This is a genomic window from Desulfuromonas sp. KJ2020, from assembly GCF_024197615.1.
Taxonomy (GTDB): Bacteria; Desulfobacterota; Desulfuromonadia; order Desulfuromonadales; family SZUA-540; genus SZUA-540.
Genome location: NZ_JAKUKE010000001.1, coordinates 659,751 through 682,672, shown reverse-complemented (window position 1 = coordinate 682,672; position 22,922 = coordinate 659,751). Strand labels below are relative to the sequence as shown.

Below are 22,922 nucleotides of genomic sequence, written 5' to 3'. Positions count from 1 at the left end.
TCAGGAGCGATCATGACCAAAAAGATCAATCACATCGGTATTGCCGTCAAAAGTCTGGAGAGCGCCCTCCCGCTCTATCGTGATGTCATGGGGATGGCCTTCGAGGGCACCGAAGAGGTGGCCGAACAGAAGGTGCGCGTCGCTTTTCTGGCCGTGGGCGAAAGCCGCATCGAACTGCTGGAGCCGACCAGCGAAGATTCGCCTGTAGCCAAGTTTTTGGAGAAAAACGGCGAAGGGGTGCATCACCTCGCTTATCAAGTGGACAATCTGGACGCAGTTCTGGCTGATCTGGCTGCCCAGGGGGTTCGCCTTATCGATGAAAAGCCTCGCCGGGGCGCCCATGGCACCCGTATCGCCTTCTTGCATCCCAAGGCCACCGGGGGCGTTTTGACGGAGTTGTGCGAGGTGTAAAAATAAAAACAAAACAATGTTTGTCTGTTAAATATGCATTTAAAACAAATGGTTGCTGTTCTTGGGCATTTTTGCCTTGACTTTGGTATTTATAAAAATATACTGGAGTCTCGAAAGTTAAAACAGGGAGAATAAAACGGGTTTTCTTGACTTGTCGATTTGGGTTGATAGACTGAGGCGTCAGTGAACCCCTATTTCCTTCAGCGACGCGGAGACAAATTGATGAAAAAACATTGGTTCGCCGCCCTCCCCCTGTTGCTCCTGCTGCTTTTTACTCCCGCCTTGGCCTCGGCCCTTGAGGCGGGTGCCCCCGCCCCCGATTTCAAGCTCAAAAACCTCGACGGCAAAGAAGTCCACCTTTCCGATTACCAAGGGCAGTTCATCATCCTCAAGCTGGCCACCACCTGGTGCCCCACCTGCAAGCAGCAGATGCAGGAATTCAACGACGTCCGCGATTTCCTCAAAGAGAACAATGTGCAGATCGTCGACGTTTACGTGCAGGATTCGCCCTCCATGGTGAAGGGGCATGTGGGCTCTCTGGTGGAGACCCTGCCCTATGTGCCTCTGGTCGATGACGGCTCCGCCCTCAAGGCCTACAACGTCTACCTGATTCCCCGCGTGCTGATCATCGACCCCGATATGAAGGTGCAGCGCGACGGCAGTCTTATTACCGCCTATGACCTGCGCTTGAAGATCAAGGATTTGATGAAGGCCCGGGCCAAAACCCACAAGGCGGCCGAGGAGCAGCCGAAGCCCGCGGAGACCAAAGAGTGATGTGGCACGCGGCCGATATGTCTCCCCGTTTAGCCTGTACCGGGCTTCCCGGTGTTTTCGCTGGTGGCGAAGTGGTTGTCGCGCTGTATGTGGAGAGAAAAACCGCCAGAATGTGTGGTGAATTCACCACGCGATGTGGTTATTTGAGAAGCATCATGAGAGCCTCGTGTCGCCTGCGCACGGGGTCTTTTTCAAGGTTCAGTGAATACGGGTAGTTGCGCATGTAGTTTTTGTTTTGTATTTTAATGAGGTTGGCGCTTTTTTTGCTTAATCGAAACAGATATGTGAAAAAGGCATGGCTGTTGCCAGCCAAACTGATGGTCTTGTCAAAGACCGCCACATTTATCTGACTCTGGGGAAGGAGGTGAAAGCCGCATGAAAAAACTGATCTCGTTGGTTCTCGTCAGTCTGTTCGCCCTGTCACTCGCTGCCTGCGCTCCTGCCGGCAAAGGGGACTCCGTCCGTGTAAAATGCCCTGCTTGCGGGTATGAATTCGAAGCGCCTGTCGGTCAAGAAGGCTAAGGATGTGATCATTTATTTCATTTCAGGAGGCACACTGTGAGCAAATATCTTAAAATTCTGGTTGCGACCCTCGCGGCCGTAGCCCTGGCCACCCCTGCTGTGGCTCTGACCCTTGATGCCAAGGGTCTGTTTATAGTGGCAGGTATCATGTCGGATAACGTCCGGGATGCCGATGACGACAACGATGACTCCAGTGCCGCAGTAGAGCAGCGTTTCCGTCTGATGACCACTGCTGCCCTCAACGATGCAGTCAAGGCAGTTATTGAGCTCGAATCCGATTATGCTTGGGGCCAAGGTAACGGTGCTTTGAGAGCAGATCAGACAAATGAGCTTGAGTTGAGATCCGCCTATCTTGACTTCACTACCATGGACGCCAATTTCAAGGTGGGTACCCACACCTTCAATCTTGGCAGCGGCTATATCATCAACGAACAGGCGAGCGGTATCAGCGTGAAGTACCGCGGGCTTGGTCTTTCTTGGATTAAAATCGATGAGCAGACAAATACTGCCTACGATAATGGATACACGCCTGACAGTGAAGGACTTGAAAAAGATTACTATGGCGTAAACTACGCTGTAAAGGCTGGTGACTTCACCCTGGTTCCGGAAGTGGGCTACATGAAGGACGGCGACGCCAACATGGATGTTTACTTCTTCGGCGCTGGTGCTAAAGGCCAGATGGACAAACTCTCTCTGCAGGCCAGCTTGATGTTCAGCAGCTGGGATGTTGATGGTGGTGACGATGGTCTGGGTACCGCTGCCTTCGCTAAAGCGCTGTATGTTGACGGGCCGACCTCTTTCGGGATTTCCGCAGCCTATGTCGGTGATGAGGATACCCCCACGGGTGAGTTTGTTGACGTCGAAGGCCTGCAGAACTGGTCAGAAGTTCTGACTGGTGGTGAGTTCAGCAAGCTGACTACTGCCGGTATTGCTGCCCTTGACGGTGTTGGCAAAGACAATCTGCCTGGTCTGTACTACTCCAACTACATGTATGTGCGCCTTGACGCCGGCACCCGCCTCTTTAACGAGAAATCCGGCATCCGTGCGGCTTACATCTATGCCCAGCAGGCTGCCGACATGGGTCCTGTTAGCTCCATCACCTTCGGTCACGAGATTGACGCTTACTTCGACTACGCCATCACCAAGGGTCTTAAGTGGACCACTGGCGGCGGCTATCTGCTTGTTGACGATGAATTTGGAGAGGCTCTTTCCGGTACCGGGGCATCTGACAATATGTGGAAGCTGGGAACCAAGCTGACCTACGTCTTCTAAGATTGTCTCCACAGTACGATTTTGTTATGCTTTTGGCCGGGCCCTGTGCCCGGCCTTTTTTTACCCGCCCGGGGTGTAAACCTTCGCCCGCATCTGAACCGCTGCAACCAAGGAGAAAGACCATGCTCAGCCTCCGGCGCTTCGTTCTTGCTCTCTGTGCCCTGCTCGCCTCCCTCTGTTTTTCGCTGCCGGCCCTTGCCGGGCTGAGCGAGGACCTGGGTCGTGACTTCGCTTCCCTGTCCGGTTACGTGATCATGCCGGTGGACGGCGAATACCTCATCGATCTCGATGCCAGCCGTGGCGTCGCCGTAGGCGATCTCTTTTCGGTGGTCGTTCCCGGCGAACCTATCGTGCATCCCGTGACGAAAGAAGTGATGGGCACCCTCGACGAGGTCAAGGCGCTGCTGCAGGTGACGCGGGTCAAGGGGGGCTATTCCTACGCTCGCCCGGTGTCCGGAGGGGAAGATCTCAAGGCGGGGGACGCTATTCGCCGTTTTGAGAATGTCCGGGCCACTTTCCGCGACTATGCCGGCGGCGGCGAGGATTTCTTCGTCCAACTCAAGTCTGCCGCCCCGGCCCTGGAATGGCAGGCCTACGATGCTGCCCAGGCTTCGCGTCCGCCTCGGGCCGATGAACAGGGCCACAACGATGCCGACCTCTATTTCATCCTTCAGACTGACGGCCTGGTGGTCCGCGGCCCCGATTTCGCTCCGATTCACGCCTATCCTCTCGACGCGCCCCTGCCGAAAGCGGCAGCTGCCACCCCGGCCCCCGTCGCCTTGCCTGCTCCCACCCCAGCCCCGATAAGTGCTCCCGCCCTGGTGATGGCCCCACCGCCAACCTCTCCCGCGATTGTGCGCAATGCAACCCCTGACCAGCAGGGCCTATGGTATGGCCCCGATATTCAGGGCCGCCCGGTCGGTGTGGAAGTCGCTGATCTCGATGGGGATGGACAGCAGGAACTGGCCGTCGCCTTACCGACGGGGATCACGATCGGTCGGAATGTGCAGGGAAGCTACCAGCATGTGGCGGAAGTCGACCTCGGCCTCGGCCAGTCGATCATGACCATCGACGCAGCCGATCTGAACGGCAACGGTCGTCCCGAAATCTACCTGACCGCCGTACGCAACGACATGCTCATGTCGCGAGTAGTCGAGTGGCAGGATGGTGCCTATAAAATTTACGACAAGACGCTGTCCTGGCATCTGCGGGCGGTTACCTTGCCCGGCGAAGGCCGCGTTCTGTTGGGACAGCGCCGGGGCGATACGTCGACCGACTATTCCGGCCCGATCTTTCGTGTGCGCTATGAAAATGGGGATTGGCAGGTAGGAAAACCACTACCCCTTCCCAAAGGGGTCAGCCTCTTCGGCTTCACCCCCTTTATAGGTGACAACGGCAAAGAACTGGTGGCCATGCTTAAAACCTCGGGCAAACTGGTGGTACTGTCTAAAGAGGGTAAAACCCTCTGGGAGTCGGAAGAGCTTTACGGCGGCAGTGAGATCTACTCCGAACGCCCCGATCCCATGAGTGACCCTGTTCTCAAGACGCCGCGCTACGTCTTTATCCCTCCTCGCTTGGAAGTGGACGGCAGGGGAAACCTGCTGGTCACAGCTCATGAGGGAAGTCGTTTCCTTAGCCGTTCTCCTTCTTTTACCAAAGGACGGGTGCGGGCCATGATCTGGGACGGACGTACGCTATACGAGGCCTGGCACAGCCAGCAGCGTGAGGGCTATCTCAGCGATTTCCGTCTGGGCGATGTGGACAATGACGGCGCCGCAGAGCTGGTGACCCTGGTCACCTTCACCCGGGAAAGCCTTATGTCGAAAGGACGTTCCAACGTGGTAGCCTACGAACTGCAGTAGGGGATTTCTCCAAAAAACTGTTTTATTTGGCTAAAGAGCGTATTTTGACGGACTTCCTCGCCCTCCGCGCGGGGAAGTCCGTTGTTTTTAGATTGGACCGCAACGAAAAAGTACAGGCTAAACTCTCGTAAAAATTGAGAGAACAGGGTGGGCGAGAGATCACATGCGGAAAAGAAGAATGATCTTTCTGGTTGTGGCACAGAATCTGCTTTTAATGAGGCACAAAACGAATGCCGATCCAGGGCAATACATGTCACACATCAACACATTGAAGGAGACACGCATGACCAAAATGATCCGTACCCTGGCCTTGTCCCTCTTGGCCGCCTTTGCCTTCAGCGCCTGCACCACGACGGCGCCCAGTGCCAACCTGGCTGCAACGTCAGCCCAGCCGGCCGAAGTGAAGGTCGAAGAAAAACCCGTTCCCCAAGACCCGGCCCTGGTTATAACCACCGCAGAAGTCGCCGCTCTGATGAACGATCCGGCCAAAGCCGGCACCTTCGTGCTGGTTGATGCCCGTCCAGCGGTGAAATACGAGGCTGGCCACGTACCCGGCGCCATCAGCATCCCCAAGGTGCAGCTGCAGAACAGCCTGGACCAGCTGCCTAAAGACAAACTGATTATCTTTTACTGCGGCGGCGTCACCTGCAAGCTCAGCCCCGAGTCGGCCGAAATCGCCATGAAGGCCGGGTTTACCAACGTCAAGGTCTGGTATGAAGGCGAGCCCGAGTGGGTCAAGCAAGGCCACTACACCGAGGTCGAGACCAAGTTCGTTGAAAAGCTGGTCATGAAGCCCAGCCAGGACCCCTACATGCTGGTCGATTCCCGTCCGGCGGTCAAATACCGCAAGTCCTTCATCCCCACGGCCGTCAGCATCCCCAATGTGGAAATGGAGCTCAAAAAAGGTCTGCTGCCCGCAGACAAGGCCACCAAGCTGGTCTTCTACTGCGGTGGCTATGACTGCGTGCTCAGCCATAAGGCGGCCGCTACCGCTCTCTCCCTCGGCTACAAAAATGTCATGGTCTATGCCGCTGGCGAGCCGGCCTGGAAAAAAGCCGGTCTGCCCCTGTGGGGCGACGAGGCCTCCGGTGTGGTGAAAGAGGCCGCTTCGGCCAAAGCCAACGCTCTGCCCGAAGCGATCGCTCCCGAGGAGTTTAAGAAGCTGGTCGAGACCAAAGGCGCCCAGTTCATTGACGTACGTGATCCCGAAGAATTTGCCGCCGGCCACATCCCCGGCGCCATTAACATCACCGAAGAGGACTTCATCTTCCGCACCAAGGAGTCGGTAGCGAAGCTGAATAAAGAGGGCCGCGTTGTCTTCTACTGCACCACCGGCGGCCGCAGCGCCAGCTCTTTCTACGCCCTGCTGGAGTCCGAGTACACCAACAAGGAAAACATGCAGTACCTCGACGCCAAGTGCAATATTGCTCCCGACGGCCAGTTCACCGTCGAGAAATAATGCACGGTTTCATAGCACAAAACCAAAAAGGCCCTCGTCACCGGGGGCCTTTTTGCGTCAATCTTGCTGAGTTTAGCTAAAACAAAGGATAAATTGAAAAACCCTGTTGTGTAGAAACGGGACTATGGTATAAGGTTTTCGTTGTCATTCCGTGAATGAGCGTTCCATGTTCACGGGTTTTTTGAAATGAACATCCACTATCAGGAAAGGAGAAGAACATCATGAAGAAGTTGATTGCCATGGTACTCGTCACCCTTTTTGCGCTCTCTTTGGGCGCCTGCGCCAAGCAGACAACCAGCGAGCCGGTCAAGGTGAAGTGTCCTGCCTGCGGGTATGAGTTCCAGGCCCATTAAATCCGTGTCGAGTGGGGGCAGCTGAGGTGTTGACCCATTGCTTCCAACGCGACCCATTTTATGAACACATTTCAAATTCAGGAGGTTCTCAACCATGAAGCGTATTTCGATGGCTCTGCTCTTCAGTGCTCTGGCTCTGATGGTGGCAACACCGGCCCTGGCCGAATACAGCCTATACGGTTCGGCCCGTATGGCCACGTACCTGATGGAGGGCACGGGGCAGTATCATGACTTTGATTCCGATGTGAACTGGGAATTACAGAGCAATAGCCGTATCGGCGGCAAGTTCAACCATGAAGCGATTGGTGGTCGGTTCGAGTATGGCACCGGTGTCAACCTGCGACTTCTTTATGGCACCTGGGATTTTGGCAAAGGCACCGTTCTGGTCGGTCAGGACTACACGCCCTATGGCTTTGGCTCCTGGGAAGTAGCGAATGTGGACAACGGCTTTGCCGGTCTTGGCGACAGCTATGACGGCCGTTTGCCGCAGATTCGTGTCGACATGGAAAACGGTTTCTGGTTCGCAGCCATTAAAAACAATGCACAGGAAATGAAAAACACCACTGCAGACTTTGATTATTGGCTGCCCAAGCTGGCTGTCGGTTACATTCATGACGTAGGCTATTTGGCCTACGGCGCTTCTTTGGCTTATCAGAATTACGAGCTCAACGAAGAGTCGGTCGATTCCTATATGGCCGCTTTTAACTGGAAGACCAACGCGGGTCCCGTAGCGCTGCAGGGCAACATCTTCTACGGTCAGAACCTGGGTGACTTCGGTATGCAGGACTGGGTTTCCGATCTGGATAATGGCGAGGGCTATGGCTACTATGACGCTGCTCTAGACGAAGATGCTACCACCTTGGCTGGCTATGTCCAGGCGTCTTATGCCTTTGGAAAAGTTTTAGGCGTGGCCGGGGTCGGTTACAAAGCTGACGACAGCGACGCTTATGCCGAGAAGGACGAGCAGTTCGGTTACTTCGTGCAGGCTCACATTCCTCTGGCCGAAAATTTCAACGTCATCCCCCACTACACCGTCTATGACCTGATGGATGATCGAAATGGCAACGATCAGGGCGATCTGTATTTTGCCGGCATCAAGTGGCAGATCGACTTCTAATTCAACTGCTCAAGTGTTGAATCGAAAAATGGAAAGCCCGTGGCCCCGCGCCGCGGGCTTTCCTGTTTCCGGGATGGAAATGTCAAGGTACCGGTGGTAGAATGCGTTTCTTTTTGGAACCTATGCCGAACAGGAAATAAAGGAGGACCCGGATGATCACTACCTTGCGGATGCTGGCTGTGATGCTGATCGGACTGGGCTGGCTGACCAGTCAGGCTCTTGCCCAGCCAGAAAATCTGGCGGCACAAGTCGCCGACGATTTTTCGCCCCTGACCGCGACCGTGGTCAAGGCGGTGGACGGCGGTTACCTCATCGATCTGGATGACAGCCATGGGGTGGTGAGTGGTGACCTGTTCGCCGTGACGGATGGTGGCGAATCGGTGGTGCATCCCGTCACCGGCAAGGTGTTGGGCGTCTACGCGGCTCCTCGGGGCTATGTACAGGTGAGCCTCGTGCTGAGTGGCCTGTCGCAGGTGCGGCCGCTGGCAGAAGTGCAGGCGGCGGTGGGGGACTCGCTGCAGCGTTTCACGGCGGTGCCGGCCCGCTTTCTGGATGAAAAAGGCACGGGAGAGGCGCTTTATCTGGAGCTCAAGGCGCAGCTGCCCCATCTGCAATGGCGCGGCTACGAGAGAGTAGAAAACGGAAGTCTCTCCACCACGGCTGCAGAAAAACCCCTGCTGCTTTTCCACTTCCAGGCTGACCTGCTGGAGGTGCGTGACGGGCAGGGACAGTTGCTGCGACGGTACCCCCTGTTGGAGGAGGAGGAAGAAAGCGCGCCTGCCGTCTTGCCGGCAACAGAAGCCCTGGCGGCTCCCCCTATGACGGCGGCAGCGCCGCCGAGCCCTGTCATCACCCGGGCCGAGACGCCGGCCGCTGCGGTGTGGAAAGGGCCATTTCAGTCTGGCACACCTGTGGGTGTCGAGGTGGCCGACCTGAATGGGGATGGCAGCCTGGAGACGGTGTTGGCCTACGAGGACCGGCTGGAAATCAGTCGCCTGCGCCAAGGGGTTTATGAAGCCCTGGGCCGGATCGACTTGCCTTCCGGCTTGGCTGCCCTGGCGGTGGACGGGCTGGATCTGGACGGGAACGGCCGCACCGAGCTCTACGTCTCGGCCGTGGAGGGAGGGCGTCTTGCCTCCGTGGTCGTCGCCTGGGAGCAGGCCTCCTATGTCGTGGTGGAAAAGGAGCTGCCCTGGTTCTTTCGCAAGGATGACGACGGCCAGGGCCATATTCGCCTGTTGGGGCAGCGAAAAACCCCCTCCAGCAAAGAATTCGATGGGCCACTGGTGCGCCTGGCGCGGGTGGGGGAGAGCCTGATCGAAGCCGAAAGCCTGACGGTGCCGGCAGGGGCCGAGCTGCTGGCGCTTAAGCCCTTCTCCTTTCGGGGAGAGCTGCTTTATGCCGAGCTCGCCGACAGTGGGCAACTGCGTGTGCAGCGAGCCGGGGGGGAGCGCCTGTGGTGGAGCGAAGAATCTTTCGGGGGGAGTGAGACCACCATGAGCTATCCCTCGCGCCAGCGGGGCCAGATCAGCGAAATCCGCTATCTGAAGCCGCGTCTGCTGGCCGGTCCGGAGGGCACCCTGCTGGTGCCGGCCAATCATGGCGGCGGCTTTTTGGAAAAGATCCGGCGCTTCAAGAGCTTTGAGATCAAGGCGCTGCGCTGGAACGGCATGGACATGACGCCGGAGTGGGAGACGCAGGAGGAACCGGGCTATCTCGCCGATTTTCGCCTGGCCGATGCCGACAATGACGGTCAAGCCGAACTCGTCATGGCCGTGGGCGTTTCCGGCGACCTGGGCGTGTTCGGCAAGCGTCAATCCCGCCTCGTCCTCTACGAATTGCCTTAAGTCCCTAAGCCTCGTCGAGAAAACCGACCCACTCGACATTGAGGGTGCAGACGCCGAATTCCTCTTCGACCTTGCCCTTGAGCAGGTAGGGGCGCTGGTGCGACAGCAGGCGGCAGAAGCGGGCGTAGGCGCGGGGGAAGAAGGTGGTGTCGAAGATGGCGGTGGTGTCTTCGAAGGAGATGAATTCCATGGGCTGCCCCTTGGCGGTCTGCACCACCTTTCCCGTCACCCACCAGGCGGCGAGGCTGACGTGACGGCCGACCCAGCGGGGGAGGTCGGCGGCGGCGATGGTCTGGTGACGTGCCAGCAAGGTGCGATAGCGGCTGAGCGGGTGGCGGGAGATGGGCATCCCCAGAACTTCCACCTCCTGACGCTCCATCTCGTCGGCGCTGAGAGCCGGCCTGGCCATCTGACGGCGCGGCTCTTCCGCAAACAGCAAGCCGCTGGCGGCCGACGGCGTCTGGCTGCGGCCGCGCAGAAGCTGCCACAGCAGATTGGCACGCGCCTCCCTGCCCTCCAAGGCATCGAAGCAGCCGGCCTTGATGAGCAGGCGACCGTCCTCCACCGGCACGGCGACCCGCCGCAGAAAATCACTTAAACTGTTGAAATCCCCGCCCCGCTCCCGCTCTACCAAAATTCCCTTCAACGTCCCCCGCGAGAGCCCGCTGATCTGCATGAGGCCGATGCGCAGCTCCCTGCCCTCGCCCCGATAGGCCCGGTCGCTGGCATTGATGTCCGGCGGCAGGATGCGCAGACCGAGCCGCCGGGCCTCCGACAGATAGGCCAGCGGTGAATAGTAGCCGCCCTGGTTGGAGATGACGGCGGCCATGAACTCGGCCGGGTAATGGGTCTTGAGCCAGGCCGACTGGCAGCTGACCAGGGCGTAGGAGGCCGAGTGCGGTTTGCAGAACGAGTAGCCGGCGAAGGAGAGCACCTCCTGCCAGGCCTGCTCCAGCAGTTCCGGTGACAATCCCTTCTTTTTTCCCCCCTGAAAGAACTTCTGCCGGTAATCGGCCAGTTTCTGGCCCGGATGCTTCTTGCTGATGATCTTGCGCAGCTGGTCCCCCTCGAAGGGGGTGAAGTCGGCCAGCGCCATGGCCATCTGGGTGATCTGCTCCTGGTAGATGGCCATGCCGTAGGTTTCGCCAAGGACGCTCTCCAGTAGCGGGTGCAGGCAACGCCAGGGTTTGCCGTGCAGACGGGCGACGAATTCGCGGATGTAGCGGTTGGCCGCCGGTCGAATGATGGAAGAGGCCATGACCAGGTGCTCGAAGAGTTCTTCGGCGCTGAGCTGCCCGTCGGCGCGTCCCTGCCACATCTTGCGTAGCAGCTGGCGGGTGGCCGGCGACTCGATGTAGAAGCAGCCCATGCTGCCGCCGCGCTGCAGCAGCCGGCGGGTCGCCTCATCGTCAAGGGGAGACCAGCGGGCGGGGTCGAGGTCGGAACCGCCGTAGGCGCGGATGGCGGCGGCCGCGTCGCGGATGACGGCGAGGGAACGGTTGCCGAGAATGTCGATCTTGACCAGCCCCGCCGCTTCGGCCTGATCCTTCTCCCACTGGATGACGGGTCGGCCCTTGGCGGCCCTCTCGACAGGAACGTGGCGGCGGATCTCCTCGGGCACGATGACCAGACCGCCGCAGTGCAGGGCGAGGTGGCGCATCTGTCCCTGCAGGCGGCGAGCGACGGCGAGGATTTCCTGCCATTCCGGCGACAGGGGGGCATCGCGAAAGAGGGGATGGCTGGTGACGGCGCCCGCAGTCTGCTCGGCTTTCCAGTAGCCGGAGACGCGTTCGGTCATGGCGCCGATGTCGGCCTCGGGCAGGCCGTAGACCTTGGCCACTTCGCGCAGGGCGGCACGGCCGCGAAAGCCGATATGGGCACCGACCATGGCGGCGCGGCGGTTGCCGTAGCGGGCGAAGGCGGCATCGAGGACGGCATCGCGCTCGTCCCAGGGGAAGTCGATGTCGATATCGGGCGGGTCGACCCGCTCGGCGTTGAGAAAGCGCTCGAAGAAGAGGTTGTGGCGGATGGGATCAACGTGGGTGATCTGCAGGCAGTAGGCGACCAGGGAAGCGGCGGCGCTGCCGCGTCCGCAGGTACGGGGCGACAGACGGGCCAGCTCTTCCACCACCAGAAAGTAGTGGGCGAAGCCCTTGGCCTCGATGATGGCCAGCTCTTTGTGCAGACGCTGGCGAACCCCCTCGGTCAGCTGGCCGTAGCGGCTCAGGGCCCCCTGGTGAGCGCGCTGGCGCAGCTCCTGGGCGGCGGCGCCGTCGTCGAGATCGCGAAAGCGGGGGAAAACCGTGGTGGAGAAGTCCCAGTCCGTACAACAGTCGGCGGCGATCTTCCGGCTGTTCTCTACGGCCTGCGGGCAGTGGGGAAAGAGGGCGATCATCTCTTCGGCACTGTAGAGACAGTCACGCGGGCTGGCGGTCTCCTCGGGGCGCAGGCGCGACAGGGTGCGGTTGAGGGCGATGGCTCGCAGCACCCGGTGCAGGGGGAAATCCGCTGCCTCCAGCAGCAGAGCGCGGGCGGTGGCCACCGGCGGCAACTCCAGCTGGCGGGCGCGGGCCAGGGCCGCCTCCATGGCGTGGCCCGGGGAGATTTCCACGTAGAGGTGGCGACGATCCTGCGCCGCCAGAGCGGCCAACAGGTCGTGGTCGTCGCTGAGGACGGTGAGGCCCTGGCGCCGCTCCCTCAGTTTCTGGGGGAGGGAGAATTCCGCCTGGGTGTGCAGGTCGGAGAGGAGCTGGCAGAGATTGGCGTAGCCTTCCGGCGTGCGGGCCAGGAGCACGGCCCGGTGCTGCCCGGTCACGGCTTCGGCGCCAATAAGGGGCCTGAGGCCGTGATGCCTGGCCTGTTCGAGAAAATGGGGGATGCCGTATAACCCGTTGCGGTCGGTCAGGGCCAGATGGGAGAGGCCCAGGGCAGCGGCCCGCTCGCAGAGGGCATCGGGGGTGTGGACGCCCCAGCCGGGGGAGAAGGACGACTGGCAGTGAAGATGGACGAAGGGCATGACTTCAGCCCTCCCGGTGGTGGCTGAGAAGCGTGCGCCCGCGCCGGACGACATCGACCCCGTGGCGCTGGCGCAGCTGGTCGAGAGCCTGCAGCAGGGTGCCTTCCCGCCGTGAGGGCTCCCCGCCGGCCGACGCAAAAAGATCGAGCTGTCGGGCGGTGCCCAACTCGCGGCAGGCCAGACGCATCCCCTTGAGACGCACGCGGCGCTGGCAGGTGGCGTAAAAGAGGGCTTCGGCGGAGTCCATAAGGGCCGTGTCGGCGGCGACCGGGCTGGGCAGGCGGCGGCTGCGGCGGGCGGTGACGCCGTCCTCGTAGTAGAGGGTCAGCACGAGGAGGCCGGCCCTTTGCCCGCGCTGACGCAGACGATAGGCGCAGCCTTCCACCAGGCGGGCGAGGGTGGCCAGCAGGGCCTCGTCATCATTGTCGGCCTGGGGCAGAAAGCCCTGCTCCCTGACCTCCGGCGTCCGGGCCGGCGGACTCACCGGCGAGGGGTCGATGCCGCAGGCGCGCTGGCGCAGCAGGGGAGCGAACCCGCCGAAGAGCAGGCGCAGTTCCTCCAGGGAGAGCGCGGCCAAATCCCCGACGCGGCGCAGGTGGAGCTCACGCAGCAGCAGGCTGGCGCGGGTCTGTCCCACGCCGGGGAGGACACTGACGGGCAGAGTACTGATGAAGGGGGCCTCGCTGCCGCGCAGGACGTCGCAGACGCCGGGGCGTTCCAGATAGCCGGCGGCGATACGGGACACCAGCTTGTTGCCGGCCAGGCCGACAGCACCGCTCAGGCGCAGCTGCCGGTCGACTTCCCCTTCCAGGCGGGCGGCGACATCACGGCCGGGACCGAGCAGGCGGCGGCTGCCGGAGATATCGAGGTAGAGGCGGCCGGCGATTTCCGGCTCAACCAGGGGCGAGATTTCGGCACCGAGTCGGCAGAGAGCGGCCTGGGCCCGGAACAGGGCGACCGGGTCGGGCGGGATAAGCGTGAGGCGCGGACACAGGCGCCTGGCCACCCGCACCGCCATGCCGGGGACGAGGCCTTCGGCGCGGCCCTCGGTGGAGACGCATTGCAGCAGGGCCCGTTCCGAGGTGCCGGAGGCCAGGGCGACGGGGCGTTGCCGCAAGGCCGGGTCGATGACGCGGGCGACGGCGACGGCAAAGTCGGGAATATGCAGGTGCAGGATATCGCGGGGCATAGTGGCAGGGGCGAAATCGGCCCCGGTCTTCAGGCGCAGTGGCGGATGACGCCGACCACCACCCCTTCAAGGCGAAAATCGCCCGTGGGGTCGACCAGAATGGGAGCCATGGCCGGGTTGGCCGGATGCAGTTCGATGGCGGCCCCCTTGCGGTAGAGGCGTTTAACTGTCGCCTCGTTGTCGATGAGGGCGACGACGGTCTGGCCGTTGACGGCCTCGGTCTGCTTGCGCACGATGACGTAGTCGCCGTCGAGAATGCCGTCGCCGATCATGGAATCCCCCTTGACGCGCAGGACGAAATGCTCGCCGGGACCGAGCATGGCTGGCGGCACCTCGATGCTCTCCTGCTGTTCCACCGCTTCGATGGGCTTGCCGGCGGCCACCCAGCCGGCGAGAGGGAGTTCCCAGCTGTCGCGCCGCCGGGCCAGGGGGCGGGCGCCGCGGCGGGCGTTCCAGTCGCGGGCCAGATAGCCGTCCCGTTCCAGGCGCTTGAGATAGTTCTGCACCGTGCCCAGGGAAGTGAAGCCGAAAGCGCGGGCGATTTCCATCTGGGTAGGGGCATAGCCGTGCTGGTCAAGATGGCTGCGGATGTAGTCGAAAATCTGTTTCTGCTTCGGCGTCAGCGGACTCATTGACGGGACCTCCTTTCTGCTGGGGATGCCCCTAGTTATAGGCGTAAGTTTGGCGTATGTCAAGGGATGAAAATAGCGCACGCGTCCGAAGCGAGGCAAGATTCAGCGGGGGAGCTGCAGCCAGTGGGAGATTTCCTGCAGCGGCACCTGGCTGTGCCAGTGACCGCTGAAACGTCCAGCCAGAGAGATGACGACGAAGAGGGCGACGACGGCCAGGCCGAAAAGGACGGAGGGGATGGTACGTCCGCCGGCCTGCATCTGCAGGGCACCGGGGGCCGGGCAGCCCTGCACACAGCGGTAGCAGCCATAGCACTCGGCCGAACGGATGGTGCGCTTGTGCATGACCGGTAGCCAGGCGGTACAGCGGGAAGAGCAGAGGCCGCAGCGGATGCAGTGGCGTTCGTTGCGGCGGATCTTGCTGAGGGACAGCAGGGAGAAGAGGCCGAGGAGAGCGCCGTAGGGGCAGAGATAGCGGCACCAGGGCATCTGCACGAAGAGGCTGAGCAGACCCATGACGACGAGAAAGGCAAGAAAAGTCAGGGACGGATCCTGGAAGAAGTGCAGCAGGCGCACGTCGGCGATCTTGTGGTAGGGGGAGGACAAAAAGGACCGCAGGGCGGGCAGCGGCATCATCCACAGAATCTGATAGACGAAAAACCCGAGCAGCAGATATTTGAGGCTGCGCAGGGGGAGATCAAGCCAGAATGGCGGCGCCAAAGTGCGCCCGGTCAGGCGCTTTCCCAGGCGCCAGAGCCCTTCCGACAGCGGGAAGACGGGGCAGACCCAGGAGCAGAAGCCCCGTTTGAGCAGGAGGGCGGTGAGGAGGGCGGCCAGCAGGATGAGGGCGGCGGCAGGGTGGACGGGGTGCAGTTCGCCGGTCTGCGTCCAGTGCCGCAGGCCCATGAGGCCGCTGATGGGCAGAAAACCGTCGACGGCGGCGGGCCGGGGCACGGCGGGCGTCTGGCTGCCAGCCAGGGCGGCGGCCCAGAGAGCGAAGCGCCAGCCGATCCACAGATAGAACAGCAAAAAGCCCCCCTGCACCGCATAACGGAGGGCCATGGCTCTGGGGGCGGGACGGGTCGGCCCCGTCATCGGTGCATGCCGCCGTTATGGCGGGTGCCGCCGCCGGAGCGCATCGCCGGGCTGCCAAAATAGCGCTGGCGGATTTCCTGTCGGCGCTGCGGGCGCTGTTCAGTGGGCAGGGAGCGCAATTCCTCCATCTCCTGTCGCAGCTGCTGGCGCTCTTCGGGGGGCAGCGACTGGAACCGCTGGTAGGTGGCGCGCAGCTGTTCACGCTGCTCGGCGGAGAGCTGCTGCCAGCGCTGAAAGCGTTCGCGCAGCTGCTGCTGTTGCTCGGGCGGCGCCTGCCGGAACTGTTGCAGACGCTGGCGCAGCAGCTCCTGCTCCTCGGCGGGCAGAGCCTGAAACTGCTGGTAGCGTTCGCGCAGCTGCTGGCGTTCGGCGTCCGAAAGATTCTGCCAGCGCTCCAGGGCCTGCTGGCGCTCGGTGGTCGGTGCGGTCGCCGGGGGCGGCGAGTCGGCCAGTACCGGCCCGGCCAGCCCAAGCATAGCCATCAGCAGCAAAAGGGCCATTCCTATACGTTTCATTCGTTCTCCTCCACCATGGCCAGCACGTCCATATTCTGCAGCAGTTCGAGCATTTGCAGTAGCTCAAGCATCTCGACGATTTCGCGATCCGTAGCGCTCAGGGGTTCTTCCTCGGCCGGCTTTCCATCCCTGGTGTGGGTCTCGGCCGCCGACAAAGAACCGGGGCTGAGCAGCAGAGACGCCAGCAGCAGCACAAGGGCGAGCGTCCGTTCAGGCATGGTCATTCACATCCCCCAGTTCCTGCAGCAGCTCGAATTCCTCCAGGATCTCCAGGTTGCGCAGCAGTTCCATCTCCGGCAGTCCCTCCAATTCGGCGACCATGCCGTTGTTGCCGGCCGGTGGCGCCAAGTCAGGGGGCGAACCCGTATTGAGCAGCAGCAGGAGCACGGCCGCCGCCGTGGCGAGCCCGCCGCCGAAGAGGGGTAAAAAGCGCCGCTTTTGCCGCCGGTCGAGGCGTTCCATGACCTGGGCGCTGAATCGTTGTTTTTCCTTGGTGCCCAGTTCGATGACCGGCTTCGGCAGCGCGCCAAGCAGCGGTTCCAGGGCGGCCAGCTGCTGGCGACAGGCGGCACAGCCTTCCAGGTGCTTTTCAATGGCGCGGCGCTCGTCCGGTTCCAGCTCCCCATAATAATAGAGGGTGAGTTCCTCTTCCGGGCAGCGCCCTGTGTCGGCTCTGGTCATGGCGAACCTTCCTTCAGATCGTGCAGTTCGTGGCGCAGGACGGTGACGGCGCGGTGCAGATGGGCCTTGACCGTTCCCTCTTCCAATTCAAGTATCCGGGCAATCTCCTTCAGCGGCAGCTCCTCCTGGTGACGCAGGATGAAGACGGCCCGCTGCCGGGGCGAGAGTTTTTTCAGCACGGTGTTGAGGCGTCGCTGCGTCTCTTGCGCCAGCAGCGCCTCCCGCGGCGAAGGATCGGGTGCCGCGGCGCTTTCAACCGGATCGGGCTGCTCTTCGTCGTCGCTTTTACGGAAAAAGAACAGCTTCCGTCGCCTCTGCTCCCTTCGCAGGTGGTCGATGGCCAGGCGGCTGACGGTGCGGTAGAGCCAGGTCGATATTTTGCTGTCGCCGCGAAAGGTCCCCAGCGAGCGGTGCAGTCGCAGGAAGGCTTCCTGCGCGATATCCTCGGCCTCGTCGCGGTCCCCGATGAGACGGGTGGCCAGGGACAGTATCTGCGCGGCATGCCCCTGAACCAACTGCTCGAAAGCGCGGTCATTGCCCTGGAGTATCTGCTCGAGGATAATTTTTTCCGTCCCTTCATCCATGCGCAGAGAGTATCCCCAGGGTCTTCAGCTGTCAACGCGGCGGCGGTTATCGGTTAAAGACCGGCGACTGCCGCCACGGTGATTTTGTTTCATTAGACGTTGCGGCCGCCAAAAGGTTTACAGGGCCAGGGCGCGGGCGGCGATTTGGGCTGCGGTGAAGCCAAAGCGCTCAAAAAGCTGGTCAGCGGGGGCGCTGGCGCCGAAGCCGTTGAGGCCAATGACGGCACCCTGCAGGCCGACGTAGCGCTCCCAGCCGAAGGGGCTGGCGGCTTCCACGGCGAGGCGCCGCTGACAGGAAGGGGGCAGCACTTGCCGGCGGTAGGTTTCATCCTGAGCCTCAAAGAGTTCCCAGCAGGGCAGAGAAACGACCCGGGTCCCCTTCCCCTGCTGCTGCAGGATATTACGGGCCTGCAGGGCGAGAGGGACTTCTGAACCGCTGGCCAGCAGCAGGATGTCCAGGTCGCCCTCTTCCCGGGCGAGCACATAGCCACCGTGCCGCAGACCCTCAGCCGAGGCGAGTGTGCTGCGGTCCAGAATGGGCAGGTTCTGGCGGGAGAGGATAAGGGCGGTGGGACCGCTTCGGTGCGCGATGGCCTCGTGCCAGGCGACCGCCGTTTCGTTGGCGTCGCCGGGACGGATGACCCGGAGATTGGGCACGGCGCGCAGGGCGGCGAGCTGTTCCACCGGCTGGTGGGTGGGGCCGTCTTCGCCAAGGCCGATGGAATCGTGGGTAAAGACGTAGACGGGGGCCAGTCCCATCATGGCGGCCAACCGCATGGGTGGGCGCATGTACTCGGAGAAGATGAGAAAGGTGCCGCCGAAAGGGATGAGGCCGTCGGTGTGGGCGAGGCCGTTGAGGATGGCGCCCATGGCGTGTTCCCGTACGCCGAAGTGAATATTGCGGCCGCTGTGACCGGGACCAAAGGCGGCTTCCCCCTTGAGTTCGGTGTTGTTGGAAGGGGCCAGGTCGGCCGAGCCGCCCAACAGCAGAGGGAGTCGGGCGGCGAGGGCGTTGAGGACGATGCCGCTCGCCTTGCGGGTGGCCATGGGGCCGTCGGCGGGTTCAAAAGTCGGCAGCTCCTCCCCCCAGCCATCGGGCAGGCCGCCTTCGCGGCTCTGCAGCCAGGCCGTCAGGGGTGAATGCAGGGACTGGTTCAGGCGGTCGAAGCGGCGCCTCCACTGGCGCTCCAGGGCGAGGCCGCGGCGAACGGCCTGACCCATGTGCTGGCACACACGGGCGGGGATGACGAAGTGCTCGTCGGGCTGGCGGCCGAAGGCCCGCTTGGTCTGCGCGAGTTCGTCAGTGCCGAGGGGGGCGCCGTGGGCCTCGGCGGTGTCCTGCTTGGTGGGAGCGCCGAAGCCGATATGGGTGCGGGCGATAAGGAGGGACGGACGTGGATCGTTTTTGGCCGCCTCGATGGCCGCGTCGATCTCTGCCAGATTCTCCCCTTCCACCCGCAGGACCTGCCAGCCGTAGGCGAGAAAACGCGTGGCGACCTCTTCGCTGAAAGCCAGGTCGGTTTCCCCCTCGATGGTGATGCGGTTGTCGAGGTAGAGGGCAATGAGGTTGCCCAGGCGCAGATGCCCCGCCAGGGACGCCGCCTCGGACGCCACCCCTTCCATAAGGTCGCCGTCGGAGCAGAGGGTGTAGACGCGGGCGTCAAAGAGACGGGCGTCGATCCTTTCGGCGAGATGGCGGGCGCCCATGGCCATGCCGACGCCGACGGCGAAGCCCTGACCCAGCGGCCCGGTGGTCGTCTCGACCCCGGGGGTGTGACCGAACTCGGGATGGCCGGGAGTGCGGCTGTCGAGCTGGCGAAAATTTTTGAGGTCGTCGAGGGAAAGGTCGTAGCCGCTCAGGTGCAGCAGGCTGTAGAGCAGGGCCGAGGCGTGCCCGCAGGAGAGGATGAAGCGGTCGCGGCCCGGCCAGGCCGGATTGGCCGGGTTGTGCCGCAGGTGGCGCTGGAAGAGGAGATAGGCCAGCGGTGCCGCCTCCATGGGGGTGCCTGGATGGCCGGAGTTGGCCCTTTCCACCATATCCGCCGACAGCAGGCGCAGGGTATCGATGGAAGCCTTGACGACGGGATTTTTGAAGTCGGGGTTTTTCATGGCGTCTCCTTGCGGGATGCGGGTTCTGCTCCATTGAAGCAGGAAAGCCCCCCGTTTTCAAGGGATCTGCCAGTGAAAACTCGGATGACCGCAAATTTCGGTGTCTGAAAAGACGCAAGGCCGAATTCAGGGGGAGGCATCCCTGCATTCGGCCTTGAGCGTTCGGGAGGTTTTCAATGAAGAAGTTATCGCCAGCTCGCCTGCCACAACAAGCCTTTGATGGTTATGACTATACCGGGTGGCGTCACGCTTTTCCACGTGCCATTGCGTAAACCTTGGGATAAGGAGCCACGCCGGTGAACTGTGCTTTTGTGCAGTCGGGGTGAGTGCCGTGGGTGGGGCTGAAAAGATTTCGGGCCGGTCAAGTGGGGGAGGCATCCCGTTTGACCGGCCCGATAACCAACAGAGATAACGAAAGGAGGTTTGTATCGCCAGCTCGCCTGCCACAACAAGCCTTTGATGGTTCTGACTATATCCCTTTTGACCAGGGCTGCCTACGTGTCGATGCGTAAAGATTGATTTGCGAAGAGACAGTGACGGACTGTGCAAATGGACAGTCCGCGGCCGATTCAGAAGCCGCAATGGGCATAGAGGGCGTTCAGCTTGTCCGCAGGGGAGCCCTGCCAACGCTCGAGTAGACGTTCGGCCAGGGTTTTACCGGTAAGGGCGATTTCGTCGACCTCCTGCAGGTAGATCGTCTCGTCCTGGCCGTTTTCATCCAGGGCTTTTTGTCGTCGCAGGCTGTCGCGGGCAATGGTCAGGATATCCCGGGCCAGGGTCTGCAGGGTGCCGGCGCCAAAGGGGGTCTGCAATCCGAGACGCCAGGACTGGCGGTAGGCAGAGGTGAGGGTGTCGACATCCATTCTGGCAAAAAGGACCTGGCTGTCGGCGAAGGCCTGGTCATCGTAAAAGAGTCCCTTGACCAGGGCGGCCACCGCCAGCGTCATTCGGGAGGGGAGGCTGTCGGCGGAGCGGATTTCGATCTGCGGGCGCAGGCGCGCCTCGGGAAAGAGGGTGGAGAGATGCAGGTCCCAGTCGCCCAGGGTGGCTCGATGCGGACCGAAGCCTTCCTCAAGATAACGACGGAAGCTGAAGCGCTCCGGGGTGAGATCAACATACTTCCCGTCGCGAATGATGAAATACATCGGTACTTCGAGAGCGTAGTCGGCGTAGTCCTCAAAGGTGGCTCCCGGCAGGAGCAGACGGGGGACCAGGCCGCTGCGGTCGGCATCGGTGCGCGCCCAGATTTCGCCCCGGGTGGAGAGGAAGCCGCTGGGCCTGCCATCCATGAGGGGGGAATTGGCGAAAAGGGCGTAGAAGAGCGGGGAGAGCTGAAAGGCCAGACGCAGCTTGCGGAAACAGTCCTCCTCACTGCTGTAGTCGAGGTTGACCTGCAGGCCGGCGCTCTGCTTCATCATGCGCTGTCCCATGTCGCCGGTGCGTTGCATGTAGGGCCCCATAATGTCGTAGCGGGCCTTGGGAACCCAGCCGATCTCCTCCAGGCGGCTGAAGGGCTGCACGCCCAGACCGAGAAAACGCAGCCCGAGGGTGCGGCCGGCGCCTATGATGTCGTCGATATGACGGGAAAATCCCTGCTGGCAACAATGGATGTCGGCACAGAGGGCGCCGGAAAGTTCCAACTGGCCGCCGGGTTCCAGGGTCACCGAAGAAGAGGCGTCTTTCAGGGCGATGAGATGGGGGCCTTCGTAAATGCCGATCCAGGCGCCGTCAGCCAGCAGCGATTCAAGCAGGGCCCGGATACGGTCATAGGTCGCGGCCTGGCCCGTGTCGGCGTCGACCACCAGCTTTTCCATTTCGGCGCCGATGCCCCAGGTCTCCCGCGGCTTGGCACCGCGGGAAAGGTAGGCGATGAGGTCCTGCCGGGAGTCGATGATCTGCTCCAGGTTGGGTTTGATGAAGGTCGTCATGGACTCTCTTTCAGCGGCGACGAAAAAGCCGGCCCGAGGGCCGGCTCTCTATTAAGGCGCGGACTGAAGATAGGCGGTAATGCTGGCGCCGATGCGTTCGAAAATGCTGGTGAATTCCTTTTCATTGCGTTCGAGCAGGGTGATGCGGAAGCCCATTTCCGGCGTGCAGAAGGAGGAAATGGGGACGACGCAGATGCCCGTGGAAGCCAGCAGGTAATAGACAAAGCGCTTATCCAGCGAGACGCCCGGTTGGCCGACCAGGTCTTCCACCAGGTTTTTGACTTCCTGAATTTCGATAGGCAGGCTCTGGCGGTCGTTGAGTCGGCCCTTTTCAAAGACGATGCTCATGTAGAAAGCGCCGTTGGTACGGTTGACCTTGATGCCGGGGACCTCCTTAAGCAGGTCGTAGGCGATGTTGGAGTACCTCTCGTAGCGGCTCTTGCGCTCTTCGAGATAGGCCGGATACTTGGGGTGACTCATGATGGGCGGAATGGCCTTCTGCGGCAGGGTGGTGGAGCAGACCTCGACCATCTTGGAGTTGACGATGCTCTGCACGTACTGTTTGAAGATGGGGTCCTTGTCGGCATTATAGACCTCGATCCAGCCGCAGCGTGCCCCCGGCCAGGGCGCTTCCTTGCTGATCCCCTTCATGGCGATGGCGGGAACGTCGCCGATAAGGTCGGAGATGGGCTTGGTCGACTGACCGTTGTAGACGATGTTGTGGTAGATCTCATCGCAGATGATGAAGAGGTCATACTCCTTGGCGATGGCGATCATCTCCTTGAGAATGCGCTCCGGGTAGACCGCGCCCGTGGGGTTGTCGGGATTGATGATGAGGATGCCGGCAATGGCCGGATTGTATTTGACCGACAGGCGCAGATCGTCGAGATCAGGGTACCAGTTGTTGTCGGGATCGAGCCGGTAGGAGACCGGCTTTTGCCCGGCGTGGGCCGCTTCGCCGGAGGAGTGGGTGGAATAGGTCGGCGACGGGCCGATGACGCGGGCCTCACGGCGCAGAAAGCCGTAGACCTTCTGGATGGCGTCGCCGAGGCCGTTGAAAAAAAGGATATCGTCGGCGCTGATCTGCGTTTTGCCGCGCTTGTTGGTCAACTCGGCCAGAAATTCACGGGTCTCCAGCACGCCCCGGGTCGGGCAGTAGCCGTAAGAGCAGTCCTTCATGGCCAGGTCGGCGACGATCTTCTTCATCCAGTCGGGGATCTTCTCACCCTTGGCGATGGGGTCGCCGATGTTTTCCATGTTCGTTTTCATGCCGAGCTTGTTCAGTTTCTCGGCAATCTCGACAATAGCCCGGATCTCGTAAGTCAGTTCTCCGGCGCCGATGTGCACAATATTGTTGCGCATAACCTGTCTCCCCGTCTTGGTAGTAGCGTCGCCCTGCGGCGAAAAAACAGCTGAATATGAAAAGGCCATGGACGGTTGCGCCCATGGCCTGCTCGCTTTTCAAGGACCGCTTGCGGTCAGCCAGCAAAGGTATGGGCACAGGTGCGGCCAATTGCCGCCGCCTTCGCCGCGGCTGCCGCCGCTGCCATGTTGTGCCC

20 protein-coding genes are annotated in these 22,922 nt (G+C 61.6%); 9 read left to right on the top strand and 11 right to left on the bottom strand.

Annotation, left to right across the window (positions count from 1 at the left end):
* Positions 1–12 precede the first annotated feature (12 nt).
* The 9 genes from mce to MJO47_RS03085 all read left to right on the top strand — a co-directional run bounded on the left by mce (position 13) and on the right by MJO47_RS03085 (position 9,617).
* Positions 13–411, top strand: a complete 399-nt coding sequence (mce, locus tag MJO47_RS03120) for a methylmalonyl-CoA epimerase (RefSeq protein WP_253959660.1) — start codon at positions 13–15, stop codon at positions 409–411.
* Between the two features lie 222 nt (positions 412–633).
* Positions 634–1,185 (top strand): peroxiredoxin, encoded by a 552-nt coding sequence (locus MJO47_RS03115; RefSeq protein ID WP_253959659.1) that lies wholly within the window; start codon positions 634–636, stop codon positions 1,183–1,185.
* 375 nt (positions 1,186–1,560) lie between these two features.
* Positions 1,561–1,707 (top strand): hypothetical protein, encoded by a 147-nt coding sequence (locus MJO47_RS03110; protein ID WP_253959658.1) that lies wholly within the window; start codon positions 1,561–1,563, stop codon positions 1,705–1,707.
* A 36-nt stretch (positions 1,708–1,743) separates the two neighbouring features.
* Positions 1,744–2,979 (top strand): hypothetical protein, encoded by a 1,236-nt coding sequence (locus MJO47_RS03105; RefSeq protein ID WP_253959657.1) that lies wholly within the window; start codon positions 1,744–1,746, stop codon positions 2,977–2,979.
* A 122-nt stretch (positions 2,980–3,101) separates the two neighbouring features.
* The gene (locus tag MJO47_RS03100; protein WP_253959656.1) at positions 3,102–4,841 is read left to right on the top strand and encodes a VCBS repeat-containing protein; all 1,740 of its coding nucleotides are present in this window, start codon (positions 3,102–3,104) and stop codon (positions 4,839–4,841) included.
* 283 nt (positions 4,842–5,124) lie between these two features.
* The gene (locus MJO47_RS03095; protein WP_253959655.1) at positions 5,125–6,300 is read left to right on the top strand and encodes a rhodanese-like domain-containing protein; all 1,176 of its coding nucleotides are present in this window, start codon (positions 5,125–5,127) and stop codon (positions 6,298–6,300) included.
* Positions 6,301–6,521: 221 nt separating this feature from the next.
* Positions 6,522–6,653 (top strand): hypothetical protein, encoded by a 132-nt coding sequence (locus MJO47_RS15455; protein WP_256502159.1) that lies wholly within the window; start codon positions 6,522–6,524, stop codon positions 6,651–6,653.
* Positions 6,654–6,747: 94 nt separating this feature from the next.
* Positions 6,748–7,770, top strand: coding sequence for a hypothetical protein (locus tag MJO47_RS03090; RefSeq protein ID WP_253959654.1), 1,023 nt, complete (start codon positions 6,748–6,750; stop codon positions 7,768–7,770).
* Between the two features lie 152 nt (positions 7,771–7,922).
* On the top strand, positions 7,923–9,617 hold the full coding sequence (locus MJO47_RS03085) for a VCBS repeat-containing protein (RefSeq protein ID WP_253959653.1): 1,695 nt from the start codon (positions 7,923–7,925) through the stop codon (positions 9,615–9,617).
* A 4-nt stretch (positions 9,618–9,621) separates the two neighbouring features.
* Here MJO47_RS03085 and MJO47_RS03080 read toward each other — a convergent pair whose 3' ends face one another.
* The 11 genes from MJO47_RS03080 to MJO47_RS03030 form a co-directional block, all read right to left on the bottom strand.
* Positions 9,622–12,633, bottom strand: a complete 3,012-nt coding sequence (locus MJO47_RS03080; RefSeq protein WP_253959652.1) for a DNA polymerase III subunit alpha — start codon at positions 12,631–12,633, stop codon at positions 9,622–9,624.
* A gap of 4 nt (positions 12,634–12,637) precedes the next feature.
* Positions 12,638–13,822: a DNA polymerase IV gene (locus MJO47_RS03075; protein WP_253959651.1), complete on the bottom strand. Its 1,185-nt coding sequence runs from the start codon at positions 13,820–13,822 to the stop codon at positions 12,638–12,640.
* A 29-nt stretch (positions 13,823–13,851) separates the two neighbouring features.
* Positions 13,852–14,454, bottom strand: coding sequence for a transcriptional repressor LexA (gene lexA / locus MJO47_RS03070; RefSeq protein ID WP_253959650.1), 603 nt, complete (start codon positions 14,452–14,454; stop codon positions 13,852–13,854).
* 102 nt (positions 14,455–14,556) lie between these two features.
* Positions 14,557–15,546: a 4Fe-4S binding protein gene (locus tag MJO47_RS03065; RefSeq protein ID WP_253959649.1), complete on the bottom strand. Its 990-nt coding sequence runs from the start codon at positions 15,544–15,546 to the stop codon at positions 14,557–14,559.
* Positions 15,543–16,061 carry a DUF3106 domain-containing protein gene (locus MJO47_RS03060; protein WP_253959648.1) on the bottom strand — a complete coding sequence of 173 codons (519 nt, stop codon included), beginning with the start codon at positions 16,059–16,061 and terminating at the stop codon, positions 15,543–15,545. Before MJO47_RS03060 ends, MJO47_RS03065 begins: the two co-directional genes overlap by 4 nt.
* Positions 16,058–16,285, bottom strand: coding sequence for a hypothetical protein (locus tag MJO47_RS03055; protein ID WP_253959647.1), 228 nt, complete (start codon positions 16,283–16,285; stop codon positions 16,058–16,060). The genes MJO47_RS03060 and MJO47_RS03055 overlap by 4 nt, the downstream gene beginning before the upstream one ends.
* Entirely contained in the window at positions 16,272–16,742 is a 471-nt protein-coding gene (locus MJO47_RS03050) for an anti-sigma factor (RefSeq protein WP_253959646.1), read from the bottom strand. Before MJO47_RS03050 ends, MJO47_RS03055 begins: the two co-directional genes overlap by 14 nt.
* A complete protein-coding gene (locus MJO47_RS03045; RefSeq protein WP_253959645.1) occupies positions 16,739–17,326 on the bottom strand; it encodes an RNA polymerase sigma factor in 588 nt (195 codons plus the stop codon). The genes MJO47_RS03050 and MJO47_RS03045 overlap by 4 nt, the downstream gene beginning before the upstream one ends.
* Positions 17,327–17,443: 117 nt before the next feature.
* Entirely contained in the window at positions 17,444–19,435 is a 1,992-nt protein-coding gene (tkt, locus tag MJO47_RS03040; RefSeq protein ID WP_253959644.1) for a transketolase, read from the bottom strand.
* A gap of 569 nt (positions 19,436–20,004) precedes the next feature.
* On the bottom strand, positions 20,005–21,363 hold the full coding sequence (locus MJO47_RS03035) for a glutamate--cysteine ligase (RefSeq protein ID WP_253959643.1): 1,359 nt from the start codon (positions 21,361–21,363) through the stop codon (positions 20,005–20,007).
* Between the two features lie 51 nt (positions 21,364–21,414).
* Positions 21,415–22,725, bottom strand: coding sequence for a pyridoxal phosphate-dependent aminotransferase (locus tag MJO47_RS03030; protein ID WP_253959642.1), 1,311 nt, complete (start codon positions 22,723–22,725; stop codon positions 21,415–21,417).
* Between the last annotated feature and the right edge of the window lie 197 nt (positions 22,726–22,922).

Excerpts from the sequence above, each read along its gene's own strand:
- mce (WP_253959660.1), top strand. The coding sequence starts at position 13 with ATGACCAAAAAGATCAATCACATCGGTATTGCCGTCAAAAGTCTGGAG.
- MJO47_RS03115 (WP_253959659.1), top strand. The coding sequence starts at position 634 with ATGAAAAAACATTGGTTCGCCGCCCTCCCCCTGTTGCTCCTGCTGCTT.
- MJO47_RS03110 (WP_253959658.1), top strand. The coding sequence starts at position 1,561 with ATGAAAAAACTGATCTCGTTGGTTCTCGTCAGTCTGTTCGCCCTGTCA.
- MJO47_RS03100 (WP_253959656.1), top strand. The coding sequence starts at position 3,102 with ATGCTCAGCCTCCGGCGCTTCGTTCTTGCTCTCTGTGCCCTGCTCGCC.
- MJO47_RS03095 (WP_253959655.1), top strand. The coding sequence starts at position 5,125 with ATGACCAAAATGATCCGTACCCTGGCCTTGTCCCTCTTGGCCGCCTTT.
- MJO47_RS15455 (WP_256502159.1), top strand. The coding sequence starts at position 6,522 with ATGAAGAAGTTGATTGCCATGGTACTCGTCACCCTTTTTGCGCTCTCT.
- MJO47_RS03090 (WP_253959654.1), top strand. The coding sequence starts at position 6,748 with ATGAAGCGTATTTCGATGGCTCTGCTCTTCAGTGCTCTGGCTCTGATG.
- MJO47_RS03085 (WP_253959653.1), top strand. The coding sequence starts at position 7,923 with ATGATCACTACCTTGCGGATGCTGGCTGTGATGCTGATCGGACTGGGC.
- MJO47_RS03080 (WP_253959652.1), bottom strand. The coding sequence starts at position 12,633 with ATGCCCTTCGTCCATCTTCACTGCCAGTCGTCCTTCTCCCCCGGCTGG.
- MJO47_RS03075 (WP_253959651.1), bottom strand. The coding sequence starts at position 13,822 with ATGCCCCGCGATATCCTGCACCTGCATATTCCCGACTTTGCCGTCGCC.
- lexA (WP_253959650.1), bottom strand. The coding sequence starts at position 14,454 with ATGAGTCCGCTGACGCCGAAGCAGAAACAGATTTTCGACTACATCCGC.
- MJO47_RS03065 (WP_253959649.1), bottom strand. The coding sequence starts at position 15,546 with ATGACGGGGCCGACCCGTCCCGCCCCCAGAGCCATGGCCCTCCGTTAT.
- MJO47_RS03060 (WP_253959648.1), bottom strand. The coding sequence starts at position 16,061 with ATGAAACGTATAGGAATGGCCCTTTTGCTGCTGATGGCTATGCTTGGG.
- MJO47_RS03055 (WP_253959647.1), bottom strand. The coding sequence starts at position 16,285 with ATGACCATGCCTGAACGGACGCTCGCCCTTGTGCTGCTGCTGGCGTCT.
- MJO47_RS03050 (WP_253959646.1), bottom strand. The coding sequence starts at position 16,742 with ATGACCAGAGCCGACACAGGGCGCTGCCCGGAAGAGGAACTCACCCTC.
- MJO47_RS03045 (WP_253959645.1), bottom strand. The coding sequence starts at position 17,326 with ATGGATGAAGGGACGGAAAAAATTATCCTCGAGCAGATACTCCAGGGC.
- tkt (WP_253959644.1), bottom strand. The coding sequence starts at position 19,435 with ATGAAAAACCCCGACTTCAAAAATCCCGTCGTCAAGGCTTCCATCGAT.
- MJO47_RS03035 (WP_253959643.1), bottom strand. The coding sequence starts at position 21,363 with ATGACGACCTTCATCAAACCCAACCTGGAGCAGATCATCGACTCCCGG.
- MJO47_RS03030 (WP_253959642.1), bottom strand. The coding sequence starts at position 22,725 with ATGCGCAACAATATTGTGCACATCGGCGCCGGAGAACTGACTTACGAG.